The following is an 18,220-nucleotide window of genomic DNA, read 5'->3' on the forward strand; positions in this document are numbered from 1 at the left end:
CGATGGACTACTTCCCGTTGTTTTGCCAGTTACACAATAAAGCCTGTCTGCTGGTCGGCGCGGGTGAAGTTGCAGAGCGCAAAGCCCGATTGCTGCTTGACGCTGGGGCGAAACTCACGGTTAACGCCGTCAGTGTCACACCCCAGTTCGAGGTGTGGGCGGCAGAAGGGAAAGTGCAATTGCTGACCGGTTCTTTTTCACCGCAGCTGGTAGATGAGAAGTGGCTAGTGATCGCCGCGACCGATTCTGAGCAGGTGAATCTGGAGGTTAGCGCAGCCGCCGAATCTCGCCGGGTATTTTGCAATGTGGTTGACGCGCCGGAAAGCGCCAGCTTCATTATGCCGTCGATCATCGACCGCTCGCCACTGATGATTGCCGTCTCTTCGGGCGGTAATGCACCGGTTCTGGCACGGCTACTGCGCGAACGTCTTGAGGCCATTCTTCCGCAGCATCTGGGTAAACTGGCGCAGGTGGCAGGCGGATTGCGCGCGCGGGTCAAAACGCATTTCAGAGACATGTCCGAACGCCGCCGCTGGTGGGAAAAGCTGTTTAATCATCATCGTCTGGCGCAGTCGCTGGCAAATAATGACGACGCGCAAAGTGAGCAATATATCGAAGAACTGTTCCGCGAGCCGGTGGATAAACACGGCGAAGTGATTCTGGTCGGTGCCGGGCCGGGCGATGCCGGTTTACTCACACTTAAAGGTTTGCAGCAGATGCAGTTGGCCGATGTGGTGGTGTATGACCGGCTGGTATCTGAAGAGGTGCTGAATCTGGTACGCCGCGACGCTGAACGGATTTTCGTGGGCAAACGCGCCGGACATCACTGCGTACCACAGGAACACATCAACCAACTCCTGCTGGAACAGGCGCAGATGGGCAAACGCGTGGTGCGACTGAAAGGCGGCGACCCGTTTATTTTTGGCCGCGGTGGCGAAGAGCTGGAAGCGCTGAAAGCAGCGGGCATCGCGTTTTCCGTCGTGCCGGGTATTACTGCTGCATCAGGCTGTTCGGCCTACAGCGGCATTCCGCTAACGCACCGCGACCACGCACAAAGCGTGCGGCTGATCACCGGTCATGTGAGACAGGATGGCGAACTCGACTGGGCCTGTCTGGCCCAAGGCCAGCAGACATTAGTGTTTTATATGGGGTTGACGCAGGCCGCAGAAATTCAGCGCCGTTTGCTGGAAAACGGCCTGCCTGCCACCACGCCGGTAGCATTGGTAGAAAATGGCACCACGAAGCAGCAGCGGGTCATCACCGGCGAATTAATGCAGCTAGGGGAACTGGCTGGAAAAGCACAAAGCCCGAGCCTGATTATCATCGGTTCAGTGGTAAGCCTACGGGAGAAACTGAACTGGTTTGCCAGTCTTTAATAAATACAAAAGCAAAAGGCCAGCAAATCAACTGGCCTTTTGTGTCAAAACGTAGGTTTAACGCTTATGGCAGCGTCACAAAACCGATAGCCTCATAGACTTTCTTCAGCGTCATTTTAGCTCGGGCACTGGCCTTCTCAGCACCTTCACGCATGATTTGCTGCAGTAATGCCTCATCATTGCGAAAACGAGTGTAACGCTCCTGCAACTCAGTCAGCATACCGGCAACGGCTTCCGCTACCGCACCTTTCAGATGACCATACATCTGGCCTTCAAACTCGGCTTCCAACTCGGCAATGGTTTTACCGTTCACACCGGAAAGGATATCCAGCAGGTTTGATACACCGGCTTTGGTCGCGATGTCATAACGCACGACAGGCGGCTCTTCGGAGTCGGTCATGGCACGTTTGATTTTTTTGGTGACCGACTTCGGATCTTCCAGCAGGCCAATCACGTTATTACGGTTATCGTCTGACTTGGACATCTTCTTAGTCGGCTCTTGCAATGACATCACGCGCGCACCGGATTTCGGAATGAACGGTTCCGGCACAGTAAATACATTGCCGTAAAGCGCGTTAAAACGATTAGCTATGTCGCGGCTCAGCTCAAGATGCTGTTTCTGATCTTCACCGACCGGCACCTGGTTGGTCTGGTAAAGCAAGATATCTGCCGCCATCAGTACCGGATAATCAAACAGGCCAGCAGTGATACTGGAGTTCTCACTGTTGGAGTTTTCGTAACGTGATGATTTGTCTTTAAACTGTGTCATGCGACCCAGTTCACCGAAATAGGTATAACAGTTCAGCGCCCAGCTCAGCTGAGTATGTTCAGGAACGTGGGACTGCACAAAAATAGTACTTTTTTGCGGGTCAATGCCGCAAGCCAGATACAGTGCCAGAGTGTCGAGGGTGGCCTTACGCAGCTGCGCAGGATCCTGACGTACGGTTATGGCATGTAGATCAACGATGCAGTAAATGCACTCATAATCGTCCTGCAACTTAACCCACTGACGCAGCGCACCCATGTAGTTGCCAATGGTCAGTTCGCCGGAGGGCTGTGCACCACTAAATACGATGGGTTTACTCATTTTTATGCTTCCTGATCTTTTAAAGATAACAGCCCAAAAGTGGGCAAGAGGTCGGCGAAATGTTCAAGGACACGATCGGGCTTACTCAGCGCGATGCTTTCACCGTAATTGTAACCGTACGTCAAACCGACACAGCGACAACCCGCGGCCTGTGCCGCCTGAATATCATTGCGTGAATCACCGACAAAAACCAGTTCGCTGGCCCGCAAACCCAGCTTCGCCAGCATTAGGTACATCGGTGCCGGATGGGGTTTTTTCTGCACGACGTCATCGCCACCAATGACCATTGAAAAATATTCTTCAATATCGAGCGAATTCAGCAGCGGTGCGACAAAAGGTGTCGGCTTATTGGTGATTAATCCCATCGGCATGCGCTGCGCGTGCAGCGCGGCCAATGTTTCTTTCACCTGAGGATATAAACGGCTGCCACTTTCGGCGGTTTCAGCATAAAAGTGGTCAAACTTTTCACGTATTTTCTGGCAAAACTCTGGCGAAACATCGCCTTCTGCCCAGCGCACTGCCCGTTCAACCATCACATCCGCGCCATTGCCAATCCAGGTGCTGACACGTTCGATACCCGCCGCCGGTAAACCGAAGGATTTCAGCGCCATATCGACCGCATCCGTTAGGCCCGGAGCGCTATCGACCAGCGTTCCATCGAGATCAAAGGCAACCCCGAGCGGGTGCAGTGACTCAGCCATGAGAAACCTTCGCGAGTTCACTGCGCATTTGGTCAATTACCGTGCGGTAATCAGGCTGGTTAAAGATGGCAGAGCCAGCAACAAACATATCGGCGCCCGCTGCAGCAATCTCACCAATATTTTCAGCTTTGACGCCACCGTCAATTTCCAGACGAATGTCGTAACCGCTGTCATCGATCAGTTTGCGTACCTGACGCAGCTTATCGAGAGTACCGGGAATAAACGACTGCCCACCAAAGCCCGGGTTAACCGACATCAACAGGATCACATCGAGTTTATCCATCACATAATCTAGATAGCTCAGCGACGTTGCCGGATTAAACACCAGGCCGGCCTTGCAGCCGTGCTCTCTGATAAGTGAAATAGTACGATCAAGATGCTCAGAGGCTTCAGGATGGAAAGAGATATAGCTGGCACCCGCAGCGGCGAAATCTGGGATCAGACGATCGACCGGTTTGACCATCAAATGCACGTCAATCGGCGCGTTAATCCCGGCTTTTTGCAGATAATTGTGCAGCGACTGACACACCAGCGGTCCTATCGTCAGATTAGGCACGTAGTGGTTGTCCATTACGTCAAAGTGTACGATATCTCCACCAGCTTCCAATGCTTTAGCCGTGTCTTCACCCAAGCGGGCAAAGTCAGCCGACAGAATGGACGGGGCAATCAAAAACTTTTTCATCCGCTTCTCCAGACAAGAGGGTTACGAGCTGGCCCGCGCTATTTCGGGCAGATCAGCGATAGAGCGCTAAAAGTTCATTCACTTTAGTGCGTTGCGACACATTACTGCTGATAGTTCTGCGGGCCGTAACGCGGTGCAGCGTCGCTTGTGCATACCACTCAAGCGTCAGCGGTGTTTCATGGTTGGAGATCAGAACCGGTACATCATTCTCTGACGAGAGCTGATACGCCAGGCTGGCCAGGTTTCGCTGATCGTCCATGCTGAAGCTATTGGTGTGGTAGGCCGTGAAATTTGCCGTCGCCGACAACGGCGCATAGGGAGGATCACAATACACCACCGAGCCAGACTCCGCTTTCAACAGCGTTTGCTGGTAATGCTCGCAAACAAACGTTGCCTTCTGCGCTTTCTCGGCAAACCAGTAGAGTTCATTCTCAGGGAAATAGGGTTTTTTGTAGCGGCCAAACGGCACATTAAATGCCCCACTGAGATTATAACGACACAGGCCGTTGTAACAATGGCGGTTGAGATAGAGAAAAAGCACCGAGCGGCGGTAGATGTCACTGCTTTGATTAAACTCTTCTCTCAGGGCATAAAAACGCTCTGACTGATTGAATTCCGTGGAAAAGAACGCGCGGGCATCACGCACAAACTCATCGGTGCGCGTTTTTACTATGTCATAGAGATTTATCAGATCGCTGTTGATATCGGCCAGAATGTACGATTTATAATCAGTATTAAGAAATACCGATCCCGCACCAACAAAAGGCTCTATCAGACAATCTCCTGCTGGAAGATGACGTTTGATGTCATCAACCAACGGGTATTTGCCACCAGCCCATTTCAAAAAAGCGCGGTTTTTCTTCATGCCGTCAGTTAGCTACTTATACAATTAACAGCCGCGGATTGTACCCTGTTTTTAGACAGCAAATCGCGTTGAGAACAGATTCATTTTTTCAGGTCTTGCTGTACCTGATGTACAGGTTTAACCCACGGTTTCTTCGCCTGTACTTCAGCAGGTAAGCTGGAGATGGCATTTTTAGCTTCAGCCGATGAAGCATAGTTACCGCTCACCAACACAAACCACGGCTTGCCGTCACGCGATGTCTGATAAACCAGATAGTTTTTCAGACCCTGCTGCTTGGCAAACGCATTCAGGCTGTTGGACTGGGAAGCCCCACTCAGTTGCAGCGTAAAATGACCGCCCGGAGCCGATTTGATAGCACTACCAGAACCGGTTGCTGCACTGGCAGTCGCAACAGGTTTTGTTGTTTCTTTGGCCGGATGTGATGCCGCTGTCGCAGGCTTTGTCTGTACCGATTTTTTAGACTCATGGGCTGTTGCAGCAGCATGTGTTTTAGTCGGTTTGGTGTGCGCCGTTTGCTGAGGCGTACGTGTCGCGACTGGCGCCTTACCTTTCGCTGCACCGTCGACGGTGGCCGGTGCCGTAGGTAATGATGTCAAAGACTGCGTACCAGCGTTCACACCCTCTTGCACAGCGGCGTTAACCTGCCCTTGCTGCGAGGAAAGCGCATCAGACATGTCTCCAGGCAGATCAACACGCTCTTTTGACTGCGTATTGTCAGGCTGCGGCTGGGCATCCGTTGGTGTTGATGAAATAGGCGGCATGCCAACATTTTGTTGTACCTGCTGACCATTATTATTTGCCTGTGCAGTGTTTGTCTGTGCTTGGGCAGAAGGCTGTGCCGGAGCAGCAGCGTCATTGCCGGAACCGGACAAATTAATATCTTTAGGACCGTTGCTTGGCTGGTTATTGACTTCGTGCTGTGTCGGGGTTTTAAGAGCGGAACCGATACCGACGATCAGTAACAGCAGCACCAAAATGCCAACACCGATCATCAGATGTTGACGCGATACTGCAAGTTTCGGTGCAGAAGAAGCCGGCTTACGCGAACGCGGTGGACGGCGATCGCTGGTGTCTGGCTTAAGATCGTCTTCCGGTGTTAAATCATCCATCTAAAACCTCCAACCCGGCTAAAAACCTGCAAAAGCGGCTTTATGCGGAGCAACTATCCTGACTGATAAATATAACGCTTTGCTGGCAAAGGGTTAACCGATAAGACAAGGCTTGTGAGATAGCCCACAAACAGTCCTCTACCGGCAATCCTCAATCGATGCCAGCACCATTTCATGTGATACACCGGAGCGAACTTCTGACTGACCAATCGCTGTCGGTAATACCAGGCGCAGTTCGCCCGCCAGAACTTTCTTATCACGCATCATATGCGGCAAATAAGCCTCAGGAGACATTTCCTCAGGACCGGTGACCGGTAATCCGGCACGCAGAAGCAAATTTTTTACCCGGGCAACATCGTCCAAGCTGAACTGCCCTAAACGGTGCGCGGTGTAACAGGCCATCACCATTCCGGCAGCAACGGCTTCACCGTGCAACCAGTTGCCGTACCCCATTTCAGCTTCAATGGCGTGTCCGTAAGTATGGCCAAGATTGAGCAAAGCACGCATGCCGCTTTCGCGTTCATCGGCAGCTACCACCTCAGCCTTCAGCTCGCAGCAACGACGAATACAATATGCCAATGCGCTCATATCAAGCCACAGCAATGCATCAATATTGTCTTCAAGCCATACAAAGAAGTCGGCATCCAAAATAATGCCGTATTTTATAACCTCCGCCATGCCGGAAGACATCTCACGAGCGGGCAGAGTGCGCAGGCAATCGAGATCGACAACAACCGAAGCCGGTTGATAGAACGCACCGATCATATTTTTGCCAAGCGGATGGTTGACGGCAGTTTTGCCACCAACGGAGGAATCGACCTGAGATAACAGCGTGGTAGGTACCTGAATAAAGCGTACCCCACGCTGATAACTCGCAGCAGCAAAGCCGGTCAGATCGCCCACCACGCCACCGCCCAGGGCAATAAGCGTGGTATCACGACCATGAGGTTTTTCCAGCAACGCTGAGAAAACCTCATTAAGAACAGACAGGGATTTGTATTGTTCACCATCAGGCAGTATCACCTGATCAACACGAACGCCTGCATGCTCAAGGACTGAGCGAACTGAGTCCAGATAGAGAGGTGCCAGAGTCTGGTTTGTTACCAGCATGACCTGATCACCCGCCTTTACAGGCATAAAAGAAGCCGGATCGTGGAACAATCCGGCAGCAATCGTAATGGGGTAGCTACGCTCCCCTAACGTTACGGTAATCCTCTCCATTTCGCGCTCAGTGACCTTCTTAACTTACACCATTAGGCAATAACAGAATGCCAAAGATCAGTTACTTTCCAACATGTTAATGATTTGGTTGGCAACCACTTTGGCGCTTTGATCGTCAGTACGGATAGTAACATCCGCAATTTCTTCATACAGTGGATTGCGCTCTTTCGCCAGTGCTTCAAGCACTTCGCGTGGGGGGGCACTCACCTGTAATAATGGACGTTTTTTGTCGCGTTGTGTACGCGCCAATTGTTTTTCGATGGTAGTTTCAAGATAGACGACAACGCCGCGCGCTGACAAACGGTTACGGGTTTCACGTGATTTAACAGAACCCCCGCCGGTCGCCAGAACGATGCCTTGTTTTTCTGTGAGTTCGTTGATCACTTTTTCTTCGCGGTCGCGGAATCCATCTTCGCCTTCTAAATCAAATACCCAGCCCACATCAGCTCCAGTGCGTCGCTCAATTTCGTGATCGGAGTCAAAAAACTCCATATTGAGTTGCTGAGCTAACTGTCGACCAATAGTGCTTTTGCCGGCACCCATAGGCCCAACCAGAAAGATATTGCGTTTCTCTGCCATGTTTTTTGGTATTACTAAGACAATTCGTTGATGATAACCCGCCCCGCCAATCAAATTAGCGGCGGGACCTAAACTGAAACCTCATGAGCGGTAGTGCGAGATCAGAAAAAAATTATCTCAACACTCTTGGTAGTTTGGCAACCGAATAAATCGCATCGCGCGCCGCGGGAGGGAAAACATACGTTTTTATCGGCGTTTCAGCAGTCATTAAAAATCACGGTGCTCAATTCGGTAACACTTGTAAGCTAAATCGGCCGCAGCGTCAAACTCAGAAGCCTTTCGTGACACAAAAAGTTGCATAACCTCAACGCTATTCTGCCATTTTAGTCACGCTAATGCCCCGATTAACGGCGGCTTATTAAGGTCGGAGTGATAAAAATCACCAATTCACGGCGTTTCATGCTTTTTGACTGCTGTTTGAATAAAGATCCTACTATAGGCATGTCACCTAACACCGGCACTTTGTTTTCCGCGTTCTGATTATGGCGCTGAAAAATGCCGCCAAGCACGATGGTTTCTCCATCTTTGACGGTCACCTGCGTTTTTATTTCCTGTTTGTCGATAGCCAGTGCCTCACCTTCAGCCTGCTTAATAATACGGCCAGGCATGTTCTGGCTGATTTGCAGCGCCAGCGTGATATCACCGTTACGTTGAATTTTCGGCGTGACCTCCATTCCAAGCACGGCTTCTTTGAATTCAATCGATGTACTGCCGCTGGCACCGCTTGAAACCTGATAGGGAATTTCGGTCCCCTGTTTGATGCTGGCCGTTTGCATGTGGGCAGTCAGCAGGCGCGGGCTGGCAATGATATCCACCTGATCTTCCTGCTCCAGAGCCGTCAGTTCCAGATCCAGTATTTGCCCGCTGATGTGCGCCAAATTAAACCCCGCCGTCACTATCGGATTTTCCACCGGTAGCCCCATGCTGAAATTATTCATCCTGACCGATTTTGTGATCGGATTATCGCCACTAAACCCCCAACGCACACCAAGCGCGCGCAGGCTTTCACTGTTCATGGTGACAATGTGCGCAGCCAATTGTACCTGCTGTAAAGGTAAGTCCATCTCTTTTAGCCAAGGTGTGATGGTATCGAGCGCTTGTCGAGTATCGCGGATTAACAGCGTATTGGTACGAACATCGGCAGAAGCGTGCCCTTTGTCAGACAACAGCGAACCTTTCTGAGCATTCAGGCTGGCTGCCGTTTCGCTGGCATCAGCGTATTGCAAAGCCAGAGTGAGGCTGGTGAGTGGTCGCTGTAGTCGTTCACGTTCCCTCTCTTCTTTCTGCTGTTGCTGTTGAACGGCGAGAGCAACCTGTGGAAGGACCATTAGCACATTGCCTTGCTGCTGGTACGTCAGTTTCCCCATTTTTAGGATGATATCCATTGCCTGCTGCCATGGTACATCCGCCAGCCTGACGCTGAGTTTCCCTTCTACGCCCGGCGCAGTGACCAAATTCAACTGCTGATGATCGGCCAGAGCCAAGAGAATGACGGTCAGCGGTGTATCCTGAAACTCGAGGGTGACGGGCTTGAGCGCGCTATCCGGTGCTGCCGCCATAGCTGAACCCATCAGTAACAGATAGGCGAACACTACTGCGCGTCGCACCGCTCTTTTAGAGCTTTTCATCTTTCTTCCTTTCCATGGAGGGCAATTGGTAAAACGACGACTAACGCAACAGCGCCAGCGTATGTTGCTTGGCAGCACATAGCGGTTGCTGTAAATCGAACCTGACTTGCCTGGCTTCGACGGCCACCACCTGCCAACCAGATTGGGCATCTCGCCATCCCACCGAGGCGGGTAGCCAGCCAAGGCCCGGCCATAATATCCAGCCTCGTTGATGTACGGCATCGCCAATCACACCGCCGAGGATCACGTCCTTGAAGGCGTCACGGGTATGAGTACAAATCTCAATAGCCTGAGATGAGAAGGGATCCCGGCTCACCGCGTCAGCAGATGGAAGCGTTGTGGAGATCGGTGACGGTCGGCTATCTGTGGCTAAAGAGAACGTAATATTGAGGAGCGTCTTATCCACATGTAACCGCAGATTACTCAACACCGGCGCTGCCGGATCGTTGAGTAATCTGCGCAGCAGTTCCAGAAAGTCTTTGTAATCTGTCCGTAGTGTCAGGCTCCCCCGCTCACCCTTTTTATCCGTGCTTGCGGGTAGCGCATCGGGCAGGCCGGGTTGCCACTGAAGCAGCGACCCTGCTGACTGATGCAATGCCCCGGTGATTTTCTCCATCAACGTCGTATCTTCCGTTTTTACTGGGGCCAAAAGTGCCTGTTGACGTAACAATTCCGCCAGAGGTAGCTGTAACAATAAGCGGTGCTGTTGGTCTGAGACATTCTGCCGTAAGGTTTCAACGTGTTCCTGTCCCTGATGCTGCTCTTGTAAAGGAGCCTTTAGCATCAGGAAATAGAGCAACCAAACAAAACCAAAATATCCCGCGAGTAATACTGCATATTGCTGCCAACCTGGTCTCTCCGTAATTTGATTGAAGGCGCGTGCGAGCGCATTTCTCATCACAATATCCTTTATAAAATATCTGCCGATTCAGCAAGTTGTACTTGTACGCCAAAACGCCAGCTCTGGGCGGGCAGGCGATGAATGTCGAGCAACCGCACCTCACTGAACAGCCGGTCACCTTTCAAGGCCTGCGCGAATGCGATGATCTCAGGATAAACCCTACTTTCTCCACGCAGTTGAATACGCCCGTTGGGTTGCCCAATAAGCTCCGTCAACCACACACTGTCAGGAATACTCGCACCGATAGAGACCAGCATGACAAGATAACTCTGACTTTTTATCCTGCGCTGTTCATGCTCTGTAGCTGCCTTTTGCAGCGCCTGTAATTTCAACGTTGCATCACTGACTTTTTTAAGCTGTACGGCTAATCGCGTCTGGCCGTCGCTTAGCGTGTTGACGTCGTTCTGTTGTACTTGCACTGCGTGCTGTGTGATCCCCAGCCACAGTGACATCAACACCAGCGTCAGCGTCAGGAACAACACAAGATGTCGCAGCCACACGCGTTGTCTGTGGCATTGTTGGATACTTCGCCATGGCAGCAGATTAACGTACAGCATCAGCGGTCCTCCGGGCGCAGAGCTAATCCAGTAGCAAGAGCAAAAGCACCCGGGTTAGCTGGCAGAGGCGGCGAGAGTTGCCCTATCGCCGCTAAAGGGGACCAGGCGAGCATGCCTGCGGGTAATGCCTCGGTATTCGCGCTACTGAACAGGCAATGTTCGTCGCAAAGCTTTGCCGCCCGATATTGCTCACGAGCACGCAGCGCAAGTTGCGTAATATCACGGATTTCCTCCTCATCGAATATGCCGAATTGAAAAGGGAGTCCATGGGGGGCAGCCCACAGCCAGGCATCATCCAACCGGTGTAATAGAAGTTTTTCAGCACTGGCACCGGCGGCACTCGCCGCAAGCTGCAGCGCACAGGGCGCAAGCTCAAACACCTCGGGAAAGAGTCGCGACTGCGCCAGAAAGTGCTGCCACTGCTGGATCTCTTGTTGTCTGGCCGCGGTAACAATAATATTTTTGTCGCCGCAGGGATCTGTCCGGTAGTCCATCACCAGTTGTTCAACGCTTAGCGGGAACTGTCGGGCGGCGCTGGCTAGAATGAAGGCGCTGCGTGCGGAGCCGCTTAGCCTGGCATCCAGCGGGGAAAGCAGGTGTTGCATGACGCGCTGAGCGGGAAGAGAAACTCGCAGTGATATCTTGGCTGGTAAGGTATTGCGCCAAACCGATAAAATAGCGGTAAGCGGCGCGCTCTCATGTAATATTCCCCCGCGCAGCGTGAGGGACGGTAAAGGGTGGTGCCACCATTGCCGTAATTGCCAACCGTGACGGCGCCGCTGAACCGCAATCGCCCGGGCAAAACCAGCTTGAATATCCAAGCCTACCTGCCATGCTTGTAGTCGCATTTTCGCCCAATCTCCATATCGTCAAGTTAATAAAAGTACGTATCCATGTCGTAGGCTTGCCTTTATACTACCGCGCGGTTGTTTATAAACTGCCCAATTGACACTAAATGGGAAATCTCAGGTGAAGTTCGTAAAGTATTTTTTGATTCTTGCACTATGTTGCATTTTGCTGGGAGCAGCCTCGATATTTGGTTTGTACAAATACATCGAACCGCAGCTACCCGATGTCGCCACGCTCAAAGACGTGCGCTTGCAAACACCGATGCAGGTTTACAGTGCTGAAGGCGATTTGATCGCCCAATACGGTGAAAAACGCCGTATACCCCTCAAGCTTGGCCAAATTCCGCCGGAGATGGTGCATGCATTCATTGCAACCGAAGACAGCCGTTTTTATGAACATCACGGCATTGACCCGATCGGTATTTTTCGTGCAGCTTCCGTAGCGCTGGTTTCCGGACATGCTTCTCAGGGTGCCAGTACCATCACTCAACAGTTGGCACGTAACTTTTTCCTTAGTCCGGAACGTACGCTGACGCGTAAGATCAAAGAAGCATTTCTGGCTATCCGCATCGAACAGATGATGACCAAAAATGAGATCCTTGAGCTGTATCTGAATAAGATCTATCTCGGCTACCGTGCTTATGGCGTGGGTGCTGCAGCACAAGTTTATTTCGGGAAGGATGTCAGCCAGCTTACACTCAGCGAAATTGCAGTCATTGCAGGATTGCCGAAGGCGCCATCAACGTTCAACCCGCTCTACTCTCACGACCGCTCACTGGCGCGTCGCAACACCGTGTTGTCCCGCATGCTTGATGAAAAATACATCACGCAGGAACAGTACAATGCAGCACGTGCTGAGCCATTGATCGCTAACTACCATGCGCCACATATCGAGTTTTCGGCACCGTATCTGACTGAAATGGTGCGTCAGGATATGGTGAAACGTTATGGCGATAACGCCTATAACGACGGTTACATGGTCTACACCACCATTACCAAGAAAACCCAGCTAGCGGCTCAGGAAGCCCTGCGCACCAACGTGCTGAACTACGATATGCGCCACGGCTACCGTGGCCCGTCTAATCAGCTTTGGAAAGTGGGTGAAACGCCTTGGGATGAGAACAAGATTGTTCAGTCACTGAAAACTCTGCCGGTTTACGGCCCGCTCTTCCCTGCCGTTGTGACACAAATTGACGGTGATCAGGCCACGGTGACCATGGCAAACCGTGCGGTAATTTCATTACCGTTTAGCGGTATGCGTTGGGCACGTCCTTATCGTTCAGACAACAGCCAAGGGCCAACGCCGAAGAAAGTCTCTGACGTGGTTCAGCCGGGGCAGCAGATCTGGGTACGCAAATCCGGCGACGTATGGTGGCTGGCGCAGGTTCCTGATGTGAACTCTGCCATTGTTTCCCTCAATCCGAATGACGGTGCCGTTGAAGCGCTGGTCGGTGGCTTTGACTTCAACCAAAGTAAATTTAACCGCGCAACACAGGCACTGCGTCAGCTCGGTTCGAACATCAAACCGTTCCTGTATACCGCGGCTATGGACAAAGGCCTGACGCTCGCGACGATCCTCAATGACATGCCAATTACTCGTTGGGATGCCGGTGCAGGTCAAGACTGGCGTCCGAAAAACTCACCACCAACCTATGACGGCCCAATCAGCTTGCGCCAAGGTCTCGGTGAGTCAAAGAACGTTGTCATGGTGCGTGCGATGCGTGCGATGGGTGTCGATTACGCGGCAGAATATCTACTGCGCTTTGGCTTCCCAGCAGCCAACATTGTTCACTCTGAATCGCTGGCGTTGGGTTCAGCTTCCTTCACACCGTTACAGGTGGTTCGTGGCTATGCTGCGCTGACTAACGGTGGCTATCTGATCGACCCTTACTTCATCACCAAAATTGTTAATGAGTCAGGTGAGGTTCAGTTTGAAGCTAAACCGAAAATTGCCTGCCGGACCTGTAACATTCCAGTGATTTATGGTGATTCGCAAAAATCAGCGGTGCTCTCAGATGACAACGTTGAGAACGTTGCCGTTTCCAGCGAAGGCAATAACAACAACAGCGTGCCTATGCCGCAGCTTGAGCAGGTTCCTGCGGGTCAAACCCAGCAAGTCGGCGAGCAGCAGTACGCACCGCATGTGATCAGCGCTCCGCTGTCGTTCCTCATCAGCGATGCACTGAATACCAACGTCTTTGGTCAACCAGGCTGGATGGGTACAGGCTGGCGCGCAGGCCGCGACCTGAAGCGTCATGACATCGGCGGCAAAACCGGTACCACCAATAGCTCGAAAGACGCGTGGTTCTCAGGCTATGGCCCTGATGTGGTGACTTCGGTATGGATTGGTTTTGACGATCACCGTCGCGATCTCGGCCGTTCAACGGCATCAGGCGTTATTCCTGACCAGATTTCAGGTGCCGAAGGTGGAGCCAAGAGTGCTCAGCCGGCCTGGGATGACTACATGAAAGCAGTGCTGGATGGCGTGCCTGAGCAGAAGCGAACTCCACCACCGGGTATTGTGACGGTGAATGTCGATAAGCAAACCGGCAAGCTTTCTGATGGTGGTGGCCACCCTGAGTATTTCATCGATGGCACTCAACCGACTGAACATGCCGTTCACGAAGTGGGTACGACACTGATGGATAACGGTCAGGCTCGCGAGCTGTTCTAATGTGTTAAACGCGGCTCTAATGTATTAAAAAACAGCAAAAAAGCCGGTCATGCATTACGCAGACCGGCTTTTTTATGGAGAAAATTTCCGTGCTTTTAACCAACCTCACCCACTACAGCGAACTGCGCATCAGAAAGTCTCGGGCGAGGAACAATGCGCTGACATTTCTGGCTTCGTTGAAATCCGGCTCGTTCAGCAGTTCCATCATGCGGGCAATCGGCCAACGGGTTTGCGGTAGTGGTTCAGGCTCATCCCCTTCCAGGCTTTGGGGATACAGACCCTTGGCGATGACAATATTCATGCGGCTGGAGAAGTACGACGGTGCCATAGTCAGCTGCGCCAGAAAATCAAAGTGCTGTGCCCCGTAGCCCACCTCTTCCATTAATTCTCGATTTGCAGCCTGAAGTACGCTTTCGCCCGGATCAATCAGCCCTTTCGGAAAACCCAGCTCATAGCTCTCAATGCCCACGGCATATTCTTGGATCAGCAGCAGGTCATCCCCAATAACAGGGACGATCAGCACGGCTTCACGATTAGACGGGCGCATGCGCTCATACACGCGCTGTACACCGTTACTAAAAGTGAGATCAACGGATTCAATGGTGAACAAGCGTGAACTTGCTACCGTTTCTACTTTCTGGATCTCAGGTTTTTGCAGGTGCTTATCCATGGTTTCCCCAATTTATTGTTCACCTGATATCGGTGTCGCAATGGGTTTCAGTTGATTGTCACTTGAAGACATTGTGCGTTAGTGCGAACCTTTATCGCAATATTTGTGCGACATAAATTCAGTATCATTAGCAACAGTCAGGGAATTTCTGAACGTGGTTCTCCACCAGCGTCCCAAATCGGATAAAACCTTTAACAAAAAGCGGGGCGCAAAAAAATAGGATTTTACCGATATCCGGCGCGCTGTGATTATTGTTATGATCAAAAATGGCTATTTTGGCAAAACAAGTAAGCTGCAAGGGAAGTAACGGTTTATCAACATGTATTTCCAACGCGTCGACATCAGTCATCTTAGACAGGGGATCGGATGAGCACAGTAGTCGTTACACTTTTTTTATTGTGTATCACCGTCATTGCCGCAGGGATGTTCCTTTGGTTTATTGTACGACGCCGTAACACAACCCCTTACAGCGTTCATTTTGCCAAACCCAATCAACGCAAGCTGACGCAGCAAGAGCGCGATGCCGTTGAACAATATCTTCGTCAGAATGAAAAACTGAGCCAAACACCCATTACCCATCGCAGTGATCTGCTGGCCCTGCGCGATAAGCTCACACTGACCGGCAAAAGCGAAAATGTTTACACCATTACCCTTGCCATCACCCGCTATGGCGTTGCCAGTGAAGATCCCAATAAATGGCGCTATTTCCTCGACACGACTGAGATCCATCTTCCCCCATTTTGGGAGCAGCACATTGCTCATGAAAACCACGTTGAATTGATCAGAACCCAGACCGTGCCGCTGGTAATTTCGCTCAATGGTCACTCTTTGGTCGATCATATTTATGAGCGATCCTCACCCGCGCCCTCAGTCATATCAGCACCGCCTCAGAATGCTTCGATTCGCCACGAAGAAAGCGAACACATTCAGTTGGTAAAAGTCCGTTATGAGACCAGTGAAGAGCACGCTCTAACCCGCTCCAACGGTGTGCGTGAAGCGCTGGCAGTATCTGCGGTGATGCTTCTGCTATTTATCACGCTGGTGGGTCCGCCGGTCATTCTTCCATGGACCTTGGCGATAGCAGCCTTACTGCTCGTGTGGGTCGGCTGGCGTTTACTGGCTGAATGGCTGGGCAAAAACCGTAAAGAGATCCACTCCCTGCGTGGGCAGCCCAAACGCTGGGGCCTGTTTGGTGAATCAAAACAGGGCGATATCAGCAATATTTCATTAGGCACTGTCGATCTGGTTTATCCGCCACACTGGCAACCTTATATCGGGCGGGATTTAGGGCAACCGACCGACGTGGAACTCTACATGAACAGCCACGTGATCCGTCAGGGAGCTTATCTCTCACTGCATGACGAAGTTAAAAACTTCCCGTTGCAGCAGTGGGGAAAGAATCTGGTTCTGGTGGCCAGTTCATTATTGCTCCTGATACTGCTACTGATTTATGTCCCTCTTGCGCTTCCGCTGAAACTCAGCGTAGCTTGGTTACAGGGCGCGCAAAGCACGCAGGTCAACAGCGTACAGGCGCTGGAGAAAATCTCGTTACGCGTTGGTGATACGCTGAAAGTACAAGGCGCCGGCATGTGTTACGTTCCGCCGGAAAATGCGCCAACGGCAACAGGTGGGTTTATGCCATTTGACTGCTCGGGTATCTACTGGAATGAAGCTCCCCCACTTCCTATGCCGGAATCGGAATTGATTGATGCCGCCACGTCGCTGCTGTCCACGGTGAATACTCAGTTGCATCCGAAAGACAGCACCGAACAAAATATCAACCCTCAGCTCGCCACCGCCATTGAGAAGTCAGGGATGATTTTGCTGGATGACTTTTCTGATATTGTTCTGAAAACCCAGGCGCTTTGCAGTACCAGCGATGGCTGCGTCAGACTGAAAAATGCGCTGGTTAATCTGGGTAATGCTGATAACTGGACGACGTTAGTAAAACGCGCAAGATCTGGCACGCTGAAAGGCATGAATGTGCTGTTGCGACCCGTCAGTGCACAGTCACTTAGCGAACTGGTCAACACTGCTACTGCTTCCTTCTTCGCCCATGAAACCCGTCGTGCGGCAGAAGCACTGAACAGCCCACCACCGGGCGGCTTCCTCATCACCAATGACGAAGGTAAACAGCTGGTAAACCAGCCGATTCCACCGGTTTCGTTGTATGCCTATAACCCGCTTGGTCAGTGGAAACAGCTACAGAATTTATCCTCGACGCTGCTACACACCCCATTCAATGCTCAGGGCGTGATCACCAGCATCAGTGTCGATGCAAACGGAACTCAGCATATTTCGCTGCATAGCGAGCCGGATATCTCTACGCTGTGGCGTTATCTTGGTACTAGCCTGCTGCTGTTGCTGCTGACGGGCTGTCTGCTGATCAATAGCGTTCTGCTGGTGAAACGCAGGTTGAAAGATAAGCACCGCATGAACAATATTCAGAATTACTATAATGGCTGCTTCAATTCGATACTGGTCACTATCCCGGTTCGCAATCTTGGCTGATGGCTTTCTGTGTCATCAGCCCCTGTGCTACTCTGAAGCCCTTCCCTGCTATTGAACACTCGCTCCCTGCGGTGGTTATCTGCTGCCAGCAAGCGGGCGAGATGGAGCCTGCATGTCCCCAGATTTCGACTGGAACACTATTGATACCGTGCTGCTTGATATGGACGGCACATTGCTAGATTTGGCCTTTGACAGCCAGTTCTGGTTGCAAGACGTGCCGCTGGCACTGAGCCGACAACGTGCTATCGCCTTTGAGGAAGCGCGGCAGTATATCCATGCTGAATATCTTGCAGTCCAGCACACCATGAATTGGTATTGCTTCGATTACTGGAGCCAGAAGCTGGATCTCGATATCTATCAGATGACGACAGATATTGGCAGTAACGCCAGACTGCGCGACGACACCCTGCCATTTTTGCAGCAACTACGTGACAGCGGCCGTGAAGTTATTTTGCTGACTAATGCGCATCCGCACAGTCTGGCGGTAAAATGTCAGCACACTGGTTTGGATCAACACCTTGATTTATTACTTTCTACCCATACATTTGGTTATCCAAAGGAAGATCAGCGTTTGTGGGCAGCAGTTCAACAGCAAACCGGTTTTAACCCGGAGCATACCCTGTTTGTCGATGACGGTGAGCCTATCCTCAATGCGGCAAAAACCTTTGGTATCCGCTATTGTCTGGGTATAGAAAATCCGGACTCTACCCTCGCGGACAAGTCATTTATCGCGCATCCGTCGATTAACGATTACCGCAGCCTGATACCTTCGATTCATCCGTTAACAGGCAGGGTCGCGTGATCATCGCTC

16 protein-coding genes are annotated in these 18,220 nt (G+C 51.6%); 4 read left to right on the forward strand and 12 right to left on the reverse strand.

Features of this window, described 5'->3' with window-relative positions; translation table 11 throughout:
- The first annotated feature begins 2 nt into the window (after positions 1 to 2).
- Entirely contained in the window at positions 3 to 1,376 is a 1,374-nt protein-coding gene (cysG, locus tag ACMV8I_RS15805; RefSeq protein WP_498866164.1) for a siroheme synthase CysG, read from the forward strand.
- A 64-nt stretch (positions 1,377 to 1,440) separates the two neighbouring features.
- Here the strand turns inward: cysG and trpS are convergent, their stop codons facing one another.
- The 11 genes from trpS to pilM all read right to left on the reverse strand — a co-directional run bounded on the left by trpS (position 1,441) and on the right by pilM (position 11,554).
- The gene (gene trpS, locus ACMV8I_RS15810; RefSeq protein ID WP_498866165.1) at positions 1,441 to 2,463 is read right to left on the reverse strand and encodes a tryptophan--tRNA ligase; all 1,023 of its coding nucleotides are present in this window, start codon (positions 2,461 to 2,463) and stop codon (positions 1,441 to 1,443) included.
- A 2-nt stretch (positions 2,464 to 2,465) separates the two neighbouring features.
- A complete protein-coding gene (locus ACMV8I_RS15815; RefSeq protein ID WP_498866166.1) occupies positions 2,466 to 3,164 on the reverse strand; it encodes a phosphoglycolate phosphatase in 699 nt (232 codons plus the stop codon).
- Positions 3,157 to 3,846: a ribulose-phosphate 3-epimerase gene (rpe, locus tag ACMV8I_RS15820; RefSeq protein ID WP_498866167.1), complete on the reverse strand. Its 690-nt coding sequence runs from the start codon at positions 3,844 to 3,846 to the stop codon at positions 3,157 to 3,159. Before rpe ends, ACMV8I_RS15815 begins: the two co-directional genes overlap by 8 nt.
- Before the next feature lie 52 nt (positions 3,847 to 3,898).
- On the reverse strand, positions 3,899 to 4,711 hold the full coding sequence (gene dam / locus ACMV8I_RS15825) for an adenine-specific DNA-methyltransferase (RefSeq protein ID WP_498866168.1): 813 nt from the start codon (positions 4,709 to 4,711) through the stop codon (positions 3,899 to 3,901).
- A gap of 80 nt (positions 4,712 to 4,791) precedes the next feature.
- Positions 4,792 to 5,820 (reverse strand): SPOR domain-containing protein, encoded by a 1,029-nt coding sequence (locus ACMV8I_RS15830; protein WP_498866169.1) that lies wholly within the window; start codon positions 5,818 to 5,820, stop codon positions 4,792 to 4,794.
- Between the two features lie 138 nt (positions 5,821 to 5,958).
- Positions 5,959 to 7,041 carry a 3-dehydroquinate synthase gene (gene aroB / locus ACMV8I_RS15835; RefSeq protein WP_498866170.1) on the reverse strand — a complete coding sequence of 361 codons (1,083 nt, stop codon included), beginning with the start codon at positions 7,039 to 7,041 and terminating at the stop codon, positions 5,959 to 5,961.
- A 57-nt stretch (positions 7,042 to 7,098) separates the two neighbouring features.
- Complete coding sequence (gene aroK, locus ACMV8I_RS15840; protein ID WP_104923635.1) at positions 7,099 to 7,620, reverse strand: shikimate kinase AroK; 522 nt, start codon at positions 7,618 to 7,620, stop codon at positions 7,099 to 7,101.
- Between the two features lie 344 nt (positions 7,621 to 7,964).
- Entirely contained in the window at positions 7,965 to 9,248 is a 1,284-nt protein-coding gene (hofQ, locus tag ACMV8I_RS15845) for a DNA uptake porin HofQ (protein WP_498866171.1), read from the reverse strand.
- 40 nt (positions 9,249 to 9,288) lie between these two features.
- Positions 9,289 to 10,146: a hypothetical protein gene (locus tag ACMV8I_RS15850; protein ID WP_498866172.1), complete on the reverse strand. Its 858-nt coding sequence runs from the start codon at positions 10,144 to 10,146 to the stop codon at positions 9,289 to 9,291.
- Positions 10,147 to 10,157: 11 nt separating this feature from the next.
- Positions 10,158 to 10,706, reverse strand: a complete 549-nt coding sequence (locus tag ACMV8I_RS15855; protein WP_498866173.1) for a PilN domain-containing protein — start codon at positions 10,704 to 10,706, stop codon at positions 10,158 to 10,160.
- A complete protein-coding gene (gene pilM, locus ACMV8I_RS15860; protein ID WP_498866174.1) occupies positions 10,706 to 11,554 on the reverse strand; it encodes a pilus assembly protein PilM in 849 nt (282 codons plus the stop codon). The genes ACMV8I_RS15855 and pilM overlap by 1 nt, the downstream gene beginning before the upstream one ends.
- Positions 11,555 to 11,675: 121 nt before the next feature.
- On the opposite strand from pilM, the gene mrcA reads away from it, so the two are divergent.
- Positions 11,676 to 14,228 (forward strand): peptidoglycan glycosyltransferase/peptidoglycan DD-transpeptidase MrcA, encoded by a 2,553-nt coding sequence (gene mrcA, locus ACMV8I_RS15865; protein ID WP_498866175.1) that lies wholly within the window; start codon positions 11,676 to 11,678, stop codon positions 14,226 to 14,228.
- A gap of 112 nt (positions 14,229 to 14,340) precedes the next feature.
- Here mrcA and nudE read toward each other — a convergent pair whose 3' ends face one another.
- Complete coding sequence (gene nudE / locus ACMV8I_RS15870; protein WP_498866176.1) at positions 14,341 to 14,898, reverse strand: ADP compounds hydrolase NudE; 558 nt, start codon at positions 14,896 to 14,898, stop codon at positions 14,341 to 14,343.
- A 366-nt stretch (positions 14,899 to 15,264) separates the two neighbouring features.
- Between nudE and ACMV8I_RS15875 the strand changes: the two genes are divergently transcribed.
- Together ACMV8I_RS15875 and yrfG are read left to right on the forward strand one after the other, a co-directional pair.
- On the forward strand, positions 15,265 to 17,409 hold the full coding sequence (locus tag ACMV8I_RS15875; RefSeq protein ID WP_498866177.1) for an IgaA/UmoB family intracellular growth attenuator: 2,145 nt from the start codon (positions 15,265 to 15,267) through the stop codon (positions 17,407 to 17,409).
- A gap of 112 nt (positions 17,410 to 17,521) precedes the next feature.
- A complete protein-coding gene (gene yrfG, locus ACMV8I_RS15880) occupies positions 17,522 to 18,211 on the forward strand; it encodes a GMP/IMP nucleotidase (protein WP_498866178.1) in 690 nt (229 codons plus the stop codon).
- Positions 18,212 to 18,220 lie beyond the last annotated feature (9 nt).

This window comes from Ewingella sp. S1.OA.A_B6 (genome assembly GCF_049889095.1).
Lineage (GTDB): Bacteria > Pseudomonadota > Gammaproteobacteria > Enterobacterales > Enterobacteriaceae > Ewingella.